Origin of the sequence: Mycobacterium pinniadriaticum, assembly GCF_026242045.1 — a bacterium.
Classification (GTDB): domain Bacteria; phylum Actinomycetota; class Actinomycetes; order Mycobacteriales; family Mycobacteriaceae; genus Mycobacterium; species Mycobacterium pinniadriaticum.
On record NZ_JAPJDO010000022.1, the window covers coordinates 89,500 to 98,828 of the forward strand.

Consider the following 9,329-nt stretch of genomic DNA (forward strand, 5'->3'; position numbering starts at 1 on the left):
CCCGGACATCCAGCCCGCAGGGGAGGGCCGCGGGACTACAGCAGAGCCAACAGCTGCAAGTCGGTCACGTACTTGACGATGACCTCCGACGACACGTGCGGAATATCCTTGTCCGGGCCGATTTTCGCGTCCTGAACCGCAGTGCGGAACCGTTCGGTCGGGGCGATCGGGCCGCGGAGCGGCCGCTCGGGTCGCTGATAGTTGTGCAGCAGCGGCAGCAGGGAGTGCTGGCGCTGCCGGTCGGGCAGGGCCCGGATCGCGGTGTCGAACCGGTCCAGCCACGTGTCGTATCCGGCGATCCGCTGGATCGGATGGCCTGCCTCGATCAGCCAGTCGACGAACTCGTCGAGCCCGATGCCGTCGTCATAGGGGTTCATCACGTGGTACGTCTCGAAACCTTCGCTGACCTGGGCGCCGAGCGTGGAGATCGCATCGGCGATGAACTCCACCGGCAGGCCGTCGTAGTGGGCGCGTTGGCGGCGTCCCTCGGCGTCGAGTTCGTAGAACGACGCCGGCGCGATTCCGGTGGCCACCAGGCTCAGCATCAGGCGGGTGAACATGTCGGGCAGGTTGAGCTGCCCGCCGTAGGTGGTGTCGGCCAGAATCATGTCGCAGCGGAACACCGAGACCGGCAGACCGCATAGGTCGTTGGCCTCACGCAGCAGCACCTCTCCGGCCCACTTGCTGTTGCTGTAGCCGTTGGCGTAGGAGTCGTCGACCGCCCGGGTGGGGCTGATCTCGCGGATATCGCCGTCTTCGGTGAACCGCCCGGGCGCGATACCCGCACCGACACCGATCGTCGAGACGTATACGAACGGCTTGAGCGTCGTGGTGAGCGCGATTCGGATCAGTTCCGCGGTGCCGACGGCGTTGGGGCCGAACAACTCCCGATAAGGCAGCACATGGTTGACCAGCGCGGCCGGGTCGACGATCAGGTCGACGGTGTCGGCCAGCCGCTGCCATGTCTGGGGATCCAGTCCCAGATTCTCCTCGCCTTTGTCGCCGGCGATGACCTCGAGATGGTTGACGGCCAGTTCCCGGTAGTGCGCCAGCAGCTTGGGATCTCCGCTGTCGAAGGTGGCATCAAGCCGGGCCCGCGCCGCGCCATCGTCCTTGGCCCGCACCAGGCAGATCACCGTGCCGTCGACCAGTCTCATCCGCTCCAGCCATTCCAGTGCGAGGTAGCGACCCAGGAATCCGGTTGCGCCGGTGAGCAGTACGGTGCGGACCTCGCTCTTCGGGCCGGGCAGGCTGGGTGCCGCAACCAGGGTCGAAGGGTCGATGAAGCGGTCCAACGTCAGATCGGCGGCGCGCGCTTCGGGGGTGTCGACACCGTGGATCGAGGCGAACGTCGGTCGCCTGCCGCCGAAGGTGCGTTCGGCCTCCACGTACCCGGCGATGGCCTGCAGATCACTGGCGGGGCTGACGATGACGCCGACCGGCACGTCGATCCCGAAGATCTCGTTGAGCAGGTTCGCGAACGTCAACGCCGACAGCGAATCCCCACCCAGGTCGGTGAAGTGGGCATCGGGCCGCAGGTCGGCGGCGGCAGCACCCAGCAGCGCGCCCGCGGCGCGGGTGACGGTCGCCAACACGGGTGTGTCGGCCCCGCTTTGCCGTAGTGCCCGCAGCTCGTCGGCCTGTCCCTCGGCCAAATCGGTGTAGAGCTGTTCGAGCGCCCCGCCGTAGCGTTCCTTCAGCCGGGGCCAGGCCAGCTTGCGGATGCCGGTCAGCAGTCCGTTCTCGATGGTGAAAGGCATTGTCTCGATGAGGAAGTCGCGCGGGATCTCGTAGGACTGCAACCCGGCGGTGCGGGCGATCTCCTGCAGCGAGTCGCCGATCAGCACCTTGAGCTCGGCGGTGTCATGACCGGCCGCCGCCTCGGCGGTCGGCACCACCACAGCCAGTAGATACGGCCGGGCGCTGTTGCCGTACAGGTAGATCTGCTGCACCAGCGGGCTGCGCCCGAAGGCGGCCTCCAGCTTGGACACCGTGACGAACTCACCCTGGGAGAGCTTGAGCACGTTGTTGCGCCGGTCCACGTACCGCAGGTGGTCGGGTGCGGTCTGCGCGACGATGTCGCCGGTGCGGTAGAAACCGTCCTCGTCGAACATCGCGGCGGTCACCTCGGGACGCTTGTAGTAGCCGGGGAACAGCTGCGTCGACTTCACCAGCAGCTCGCCGCGCGGATGCGGCAGGTCGGTGCCGAAGTAGCCCAGCTCGGGAACGTCCACCAGCTTGTAGTCGGTGACCGGAGGACGACGGACGACGCCGTCGACGAACACCGCGCCGGCCTCGGTAGAGCCGTAGCCCTCCACGAGGTGCATGTCCAGGAAGGCTTCGACCCAGGTCTTGAGCTCCGGTGCGATCGGTGCCGAGCCGGTCATCACCGACACGAACCGGTCGCCCAGCAGGCTGTTTCGCTTCTCGGCCAGTATCTTTGCTTCTTCGGGATTCGATGTCGCCGGCCCAGCGGCTCCGGCGGCTCGCCGGTCGATCTCGCTTTGGACTTCCTGGTGGATCATGTCCCAGACCCGCGGTACCAGGTTCAGCTGGGTGGGCCGGGTCAGCGACAGGTCTTCGAGGAACGTGGACAAGTCGGGGCGGGCGGCGAAATAGACTGTGCCACCGGTGCTCAACGTGCCGTAAAGCGCTCCGCGCCCCATCACGTGGCTCATCGGCATGAAGCTCAACACGATCGCGGGGTAGGTGCCTTGCTTGTCGTCCCAATGCGCGGCGGCGGCCAGCCACATGTCGGCGACCTTGTGGGCCGGGTACATGGCGCCCTTCGGGGCGCCGGTACTGCCGGAGGTGTAGATCAGCAGGGCCAGCGGGTCGTCCTCGGCGGTGGCGGGCGGATCGATGGAACTACCGGTACCGCGGTCGATTTCATCGGCCAGCGTGGTCACGGTGACCCCGGTGCCCGCCAGTCGGTCGGTGGCGGCGGCCAGCGACTCGCGCTGATCATCGACCTCGGGGGAGAAGTCGAAGACAACCAACCGTTTCGGCGCTGGTCCGGCGAGGGCGAGTTCGACGGCACCGTCCAGGTGGTCGATGCTCGACGCGATCACCACCGGTTCGGTCTCGGCGAGGATCGGCTGCAACTGGGTGACGACAGCGCTGGTCTGCAGCGGCACGCACACCGCGCCCAGCAGGGCCAGCGCAAGGTCGACGGTGGTGTAGTCCACGCTGGTGAAACCCAGGACGGCCACCCGGTCGCCGGCCTTGACGGTGCCTCCGGACCAGGAACCGGCCAGGGCCTGCACACGGTCCCACAGTTGGCGATAGGTGATGGTTTCGAACTCCGGCACCAACTCGGCAACGGTGCGATGCGTCTGCGGGTCCTCGACGAACCGGACCGCCCGCTGGCCCAGCGCCGGGCGGTCCGCGTAGCCGTCGAGGACGGTCTTGATGACCCCGGCGAGTTCTGCGGCCTGGGTGGCGGCGGCGGTCACGACGGGGTCGGGCGCGGCGGCGGCGAACTGCGGATCGTTGGCGTAAAGATGGGCGACGCGCTGCTCGAATCGGGCTTCGCGAGTATCAGTCGGCATGACGAGACTCCAGTAAAGGCTAGAAAAAGAATTGGTGGGCGCAACGCTGCGCCCACCTGAAACTACGTTAGCAAAGCTAACGGTATTCCCGGTGAAGCTGGCAGACGCCCGTGAATATGCCTGCGCTACGGCGGGCGAGGGTGCGCCAACTGTCCGTGGTGGCGGTGTTTCGGGGCACCGACACGCACGGTCGTGGAACCCAGGCCCGGTTAGAGGGCCGCGCGGCACGGGTACTCGGGATACCTCACGGGGATTTGTCCCCTGAATCAAGGAGGCGTCATGAAAGACGTGGATGCCCGTATCGGCACCGGTGCGGGTCGGATGGAAATCGCCCGCAGCCGAGGCGCGCTCAGTGGAGTCCTGCTCATCCTGCTCGGCGCATGGGGCGCGTTGGTTCCGTTCATCGGACCGTACTTCGACTTCGCCTACGAGCCCGCCAGTCCATGGGTGTGGACTGCTGGTCGTGGCTGGTTGGAGGTCCTGCCGGGCGTGGTGACCGTACTCGGTGGCGTGTTGCTGTTGATGTCGCGAAACCGGGCGACCGCGATCCTCGGTGGCTGGATCGCCGTCATCGCGGGCGCATGGTTCGTGGTCGGCCGGATGTTCGCCGGTCCCCTGCGGCTGGGTGACTTCGGGTCACCGGTGGCCGACACGGCTACCGGACAGGTCGCGCTCGAGTTGGCGTTCTTCAGCGGATTGGGTGCCCTGATCATCTTCTTCGGGGCGATGGCCCTGGGTCGGGTGTCGGTGCGCAGCCTGCGTGATCTTCGGCATGCCCAGCGACCGGCCGTAGCCGAATCCGTTGCCGCCGAGCCGGTTGCGGCCACGAGCGCCGAGCCCGTCGCGGAGCGGCACAGTCACCATGCCAAAGACGACGATGAGGACGAGCACCGTCATCGCAGTTGGCGCGACCTGTTCGGTGGGCTGCGCCGGACACCCGTTTCGCATTAATTGATCTGCCCGGCAGACGCAAACGTCCCAGACACGCCGTGTGCACGGGGACGTTTGCGTCTGTTCGCGGATGGGCTGAGCCAGGCTCAGCCGGTGTAGGCCATCACATGCTTGATCCGGGTGTAGTCCTCGAAGCCGTACATCGACAGGTCTTTGCCATGCCCCGAAGCCTTGTAGCCACCGTGCGGCATCTCGGCCACCAGCGGAATGTGGGTGTTGATCCACACGCAGCCGAAGTCCAGCGCATTGGACACCCGGATGGCACGGGACACGTCCTTGGTCCACACCGAAGACGCCAGGCCGTAGTCCACCCCGTTGGCCCAGCGGATCGCCTCGTCCTCGTCGGCGAAGGACTGCACGGTGATCACCGGCCCGAAGATCTCCTCCTGAATGTGCCGGTCATCTTGGCGTAGCCCACCGATCACCGTCGGCTCGACATAAAAACCTTTGTCGCCCTGCCGGTTTCCGCCGGCGGCAACGCTGGCATGTGACGGCACGTCGGCCAGGAAACCGAGGACCCGCTCAAGCTGGTTGGGGTTGTTGACCGGCGGCACCCAGGCGTCCTCGTCATCGGCCGCCCGGCCGAAGGTGGTCGCCGCGCCCTTGGCCTGCTCGGCCAGCGCGGCGGTCAGTTCTTCGGCGACGCCGGCGCGGGCCAGCACCCGGGTGGCCGCGGTGCAGTCCTGTCCGGCGTTGAAATAGCCGGCTACCGCGATTCCTTCTGCGGCGCTGGCGATATCGGCGTCGTCGAACACGATCACCGGCGCTTTGCCGCCCAATTCGAGGTGGGTGCGCTTGAGATGGCCGCCGGCACTGACCGCGACGGCGCGCCCGGCGGCGACCGAGCCGGTGATCGACACCATCTGCGGGGTCGGATGCGCGACGACGGCTGCGCCGGTAACCCGGTCACCGCAGACCACGTTGAGCACGCCGGGTCCGAAGTGCTTGGCGGCGATCTCGGCCAGCATCACGGTAGTCACCGGTGTGGTGTCGCTCGGCTTGAGGACGACGGTGTTGCCGGCGGCGATGGCGGGACAGAATTTCCAGATCGCCATCATCATCGGGTAGTTCCACGGGGCGACCTGGCCGATCACCCCGACCGGCTCGCGACGGATCCAGGAGGTGTGGTCCGCCATGTACTCACCGGCCGACTTCCCCTCCAGAATCCGTGCCGCACCGGCGAAGAACCGGATCTGGTCGACCATCGGCGGGATTTCCTCCGCCAGTGTCACATGGTTGGGCTTGCCGGTATTGCGGCCCTCGGCGGCGACGAGGTCGTCCGCATGCTTTTCAACGTCGTCGGCGAAGGCCAGTAACGCCTTCTGTCGCTGCGACGGCGTGGTGCGCTTCCAGTCGGCGAAGGCCGCATCCGCCGCGGCATAGGCATTGTCGATGTCCTGCTCGTTGGAAATCGGCGCGGTGCCGTACTTTTCGCCGGTCGAGGGGGCGACGAGCGGCATCGTTGCCCCGCTTACCGAGTCGACAAGATCGCCGTTGATGAAATTCTTGACGGTCGTCATTGCGGTCGTCCCCTCAGAGTTCGGTGAGGATCTGGTTCAGCACGTCGAGACCCTCGAGCAGAAGTTCGTCGCTGATGGTCAGCGGCGGCAGGAATCGCAGCACGTTGCCGTATGTGCCGCAGGTGAGCACCAACACGCCCTGCGCGTGCGCCTTGGCGGCCAGGGCCTTGGTCAATTCCGGATCCGGTTCGGCGGTACCGGATCTCACCAGCTCGACGGCGATCATCGCGCCGCGGCCGCGGACGTCGCCGATGCGGTCGTCGTCGGCCTGCATGTGGCCGAGCTTGTCCTTCATCACCGCTTCGATCTGTTTGGCGCGCTCGACCAGGCCGTCGAGTTCGATGGTCTCGATGGTGGCCAGGGCCGCCGCGCAGGCCACCGGATTGCCGCCGTATGTGCCGCCCAGTCCGCTCACATGCGGGGCGTCCATGATCTCGGCGCGTCCGGTCACCGCCGCCAGGGGGAGGCCGTCGGCGATGCCCTTGGCGGTGACGATCAGGTCCGGTTCGATGCCCTCGTCCTCACAGGCGAACATCGCCCCGGTCCGGGCGAACCCGGTCTGCACTTCGTCGGCGATGAACACCACGTCGTTGTCCGCGCACCATCCGCGCAGCGCCGGCAGGAATCCCGGCGCCGGGGCGATGAACCCGCCTTCGCCCTGGATCGGCTCGATGATGACCGCCGCCAGGTTGGCCGCCCCGATCTGTTTGTCGATCACGGTCAGCGCCCGGTCGGCGGCCAGGTCGCCGTTGGTGCCCCACTCCTTGTCGAGCAGGCCGTCCCGATACGGGTAGGACAGCGGCGCCCGGTAGATCTCCGGTGCGAACGGGCCGAAGCCGCTCTTGTAGGGCATCGACTTCGCGGTCAGTGCCATGGTGAGGTTCGTGCGTCCGTGGTAGGCGTGGTCGAAGGCCACCACAGCGCTCTTGCGGGTGTAGGAGCGGGCGATCTTGACGGCGTTCTCGACCGCCTCCGCGCCGGAGTTGAACAACGCCGAACGCTTCTCGTAGGTGCCGGGGGTGAGCCGGTTGAGGTGTTCGGCGACGGCGATGTATTCCTCGTAGGGCGTCACCATGAAGCAGGTGTGGGTGAACCTGGCAACTTGCGCCGTGACCTGCTCCACCACCCGGGGGGAGGAGTTGCCGATGGTGGTGACCGCGATCCCCGAACCCAGGTCGATCAGCCGGTTGCCGTCGACGTCCTCGATGATGCCGCCGCCGGCGCGCGCGGCATAGATCGGCATCGTGACGCCGACGCCGTGCGACACCGCGGCGACCCTGCGTTTGGACAGCTCGATCGACCCGGGGCCGGGGATGTCGGTGACGAGTTTGCGGCTCTGCTCGAGGGTGGTCACTTCTGTTCTCCTAGCCGAAGGTGGCACTGCGCGAAGAGGGCGAATCGAGCCTAGTCGGGCTACCGCCCGGTGCAACTGAAAACCCGCTTTGAGGGTGCGATAAGAAAGGGAATGAGTCGCTGGAAGCGGCCAAATCGACGCAATCGGTTGGCGTCAACCGTGTTCGGAGGTGAATGGCGCGCCGTCGACGCGATCGACGGTGGTGAACGATGAGACGGGTTGGCGGGTGAGCCGGCGCGGTTGGCGAACCGGGTGGCCCAGCGCGATCACCGCCGCCAGCACCAGCGGGTCTTGCGCCCCCAGCAGCCGCTTGACCTCCTCCTCGGCCCGGATGAGCATCGTCGTCAGCACGCCGCCGAGACCCTCGGCCCGGGCCGCCAGCAGGATGCTCCAGGCGAACGGGTAGACCGACGCGCCCCCGGCCAGCGAGTACCGGTCCAGGTCACGGTCCACCGCGGCCAGCTGCGACAGGTCGGCGAACAGGGCCAACAGCACCGGAACCTCGTCCAGGTGCGCGGCCATGCCTCCGGTCGCGGCGTCGGTGGCCGGCCCGGTTCCGGCCGCGAGGGCGGCCACCTCCGCGGCCGAGTCGTTGACCGGCGACCAGGGACGGAGCCCGGCCGCCGTCAACGTCAGGTAATCGATCCACGGTGGCAGATAGAGGTCGCGCAGGCTTGTCCGAATGGCCGGGTCCTTGACCACGACCACGCGCCAGGCCTGCGCGTTGGCGCCGCTCGGAGCGAACCGTGCGGTGTCCAGAATGCGCGCCAGCGTGGCGTCGTCGACCGGCTCGTCGGTGAACTCGCGCACCGCGCCGGTGCTGCGCAGGGTGTCGATCAGGTCCATCCGACTATCTTCCATCGACGGTGCCGGTCGGCGTCGAACCGGCACAATGGCAGACTGGGCAGCTATGAAGCCTGTGACCTGACGGTCGCGCGGGGCTGACCCGACACCCGATACGAAAGAATCGTTTTGCCATGGACTTGCTCATCTTCCTGCCCCTCATCATCATCATGGGCGCATTCATGTATTTCGCCTCCCGGCGACAGCGCAAGGCCATGCAGGCCACCATCGACCTGCACGAGTCACTGAACGTCGGCGACCGGGTGCACACCACCTCCGGCCTGCAGGCGACGATCACCGCGATCACCGACGACACCGTTGACCTGGAGATCGCTCCTGGGGTGGTGACGACCTGGATGAAGCTGGCCATTCGCGACCGCATCGAGCCCGAGGTACCGGAGGCCCTGGAGGCCTCAGACGCCGAGTCGAGCGCCACCGAGATCACCGACAGCGACGCGGACCGCCTGACCAAAGACTGATCGCCAGGCACACCACGTACCCTCTAGCGGGAGCTTGGAGGACCGCTGCGCGCGACGCGGCAGAATCCCTGCGGGACGCGGCACAAACCTAGGAGAGACAACAACGTGGCATCGTCTTCGGCGCCGGTGCATCCCTACCGCTGGCTGGCGCTGTTCCTGGTCCTGCTGATCGGGGTCTACCTGCTTGTCTTCCTCACCGGGGACAAACACGCGAGCCCCAAGCTGGGCATCGATCTGCAGGGCGGCACCCGCGTCACGCTCACCGCACGCACTCCGGACGGATCCAAGCCCACCCGCGACGCGCTGAATCAGGCCGAGCAGATCATCGCCGCCCGCGTCAACGGTCTCGGTGTGTCGGGTTCCGAGGTCGTCATCGACGGCGACAACCTGGTCATCACCGTTCCCGGCAACGACGGCAACGAGGCCCGCAACCTCGGCCAGACCGCGCGGTTGTTCATCCGCCCGGTGATCGGCCAGCCGATCCCGGTGGAGGCCATCAAGGAGCAGATGCAGAAGGCGGCGCCGGGCGGCGCGCCCCCACCCGGCGCGCCCGCGCCACCGGGAGCCCCGCAACCCGGTGCACCCCCCCCCGGCGGTGCCCCGGCCCCGGCACCCGCGCCGGGGGCGCCCG

General features: G+C 67.3%; 6 protein-coding genes and 1 pseudogene. 3 read left to right on the top strand and 4 right to left on the bottom strand.

What is annotated here, in order from left to right; translation table 11 throughout:
• Nucleotides 1–35: 35 nt before the first annotated feature.
• Nucleotides 36–3,551: a carboxylic acid reductase gene (gene car, locus ORI27_RS21760; protein WP_265999122.1), complete on the bottom strand. Its 3,516-nt coding sequence runs from the start codon at nt 3,549–3,551 to the stop codon at nt 36–38.
• 279 nt (nt 3,552–3,830) lie between these two features.
• Here car and ORI27_RS21765 point away from each other — a divergent pair, with 279 nt between their 5' ends.
• Nucleotides 3,831–4,502 carry a hypothetical protein gene (locus ORI27_RS21765; protein WP_265999123.1) on the top strand — a complete coding sequence of 224 codons (672 nt, stop codon included), beginning with the start codon at nt 3,831–3,833 and terminating at the stop codon, nt 4,500–4,502.
• A gap of 86 nt (nt 4,503–4,588) precedes the next feature.
• Here ORI27_RS21765 and ORI27_RS21770 read toward each other — a convergent pair whose 3' ends face one another.
• The 3 genes from ORI27_RS21770 to ORI27_RS21780 all read right to left on the bottom strand — a co-directional run bounded on the left by ORI27_RS21770 (nt 4,589) and on the right by ORI27_RS21780 (nt 8,222).
• A complete protein-coding gene (locus tag ORI27_RS21770) occupies nt 4,589–6,022 on the bottom strand; it encodes a gamma-aminobutyraldehyde dehydrogenase (protein ID WP_265999124.1) in 1,434 nt (477 codons plus the stop codon).
• 13 nt (nt 6,023–6,035) lie between these two features.
• A complete protein-coding gene (gabT, locus tag ORI27_RS21775; RefSeq protein WP_265999125.1) occupies nt 6,036–7,376 on the bottom strand; it encodes a 4-aminobutyrate--2-oxoglutarate transaminase in 1,341 nt (446 codons plus the stop codon).
• Nucleotides 7,377–7,529: 153 nt separating this feature from the next.
• Entirely contained in the window at nt 7,530–8,222 is a 693-nt protein-coding gene (locus ORI27_RS21780) for a nitroreductase family protein (RefSeq protein ID WP_265999126.1), read from the bottom strand.
• A 131-nt stretch (nt 8,223–8,353) separates the two neighbouring features.
• On the opposite strand from ORI27_RS21780, the gene yajC reads away from it, so the two are divergent.
• Nucleotides 8,354–8,698, top strand: a complete 345-nt coding sequence (gene yajC / locus ORI27_RS21785; protein ID WP_265999127.1) for a preprotein translocase subunit YajC — start codon at nt 8,354–8,356, stop codon at nt 8,696–8,698.
• Between the two features lie 105 nt (nt 8,699–8,803).
• A pseudogene (locus ORI27_RS21790) lies at nt 8,804–9,329 on the top strand (protein translocase subunit SecD); the annotation flags it as partial.

Coding starts and splice junctions, on each gene's coding strand:
- car (WP_265999122.1), bottom strand. CDS start 3,551: ATGCCGACTGATACTCGCGAAGCCCGATTCGAGCAGCGCGTCGCCCAT.
- ORI27_RS21765 (WP_265999123.1), top strand. CDS start 3,831: ATGAAAGACGTGGATGCCCGTATCGGCACCGGTGCGGGTCGGATGGAA.
- ORI27_RS21770 (WP_265999124.1), bottom strand. CDS start 6,022: ATGACGACCGTCAAGAATTTCATCAACGGCGATCTTGTCGACTCGGTA.
- ORI27_RS21780 (WP_265999126.1), bottom strand. CDS start 8,222: ATGGACCTGATCGACACCCTGCGCAGCACCGGCGCGGTGCGCGAGTTC.
- yajC (WP_265999127.1), top strand. CDS start 8,354: ATGGACTTGCTCATCTTCCTGCCCCTCATCATCATCATGGGCGCATTC.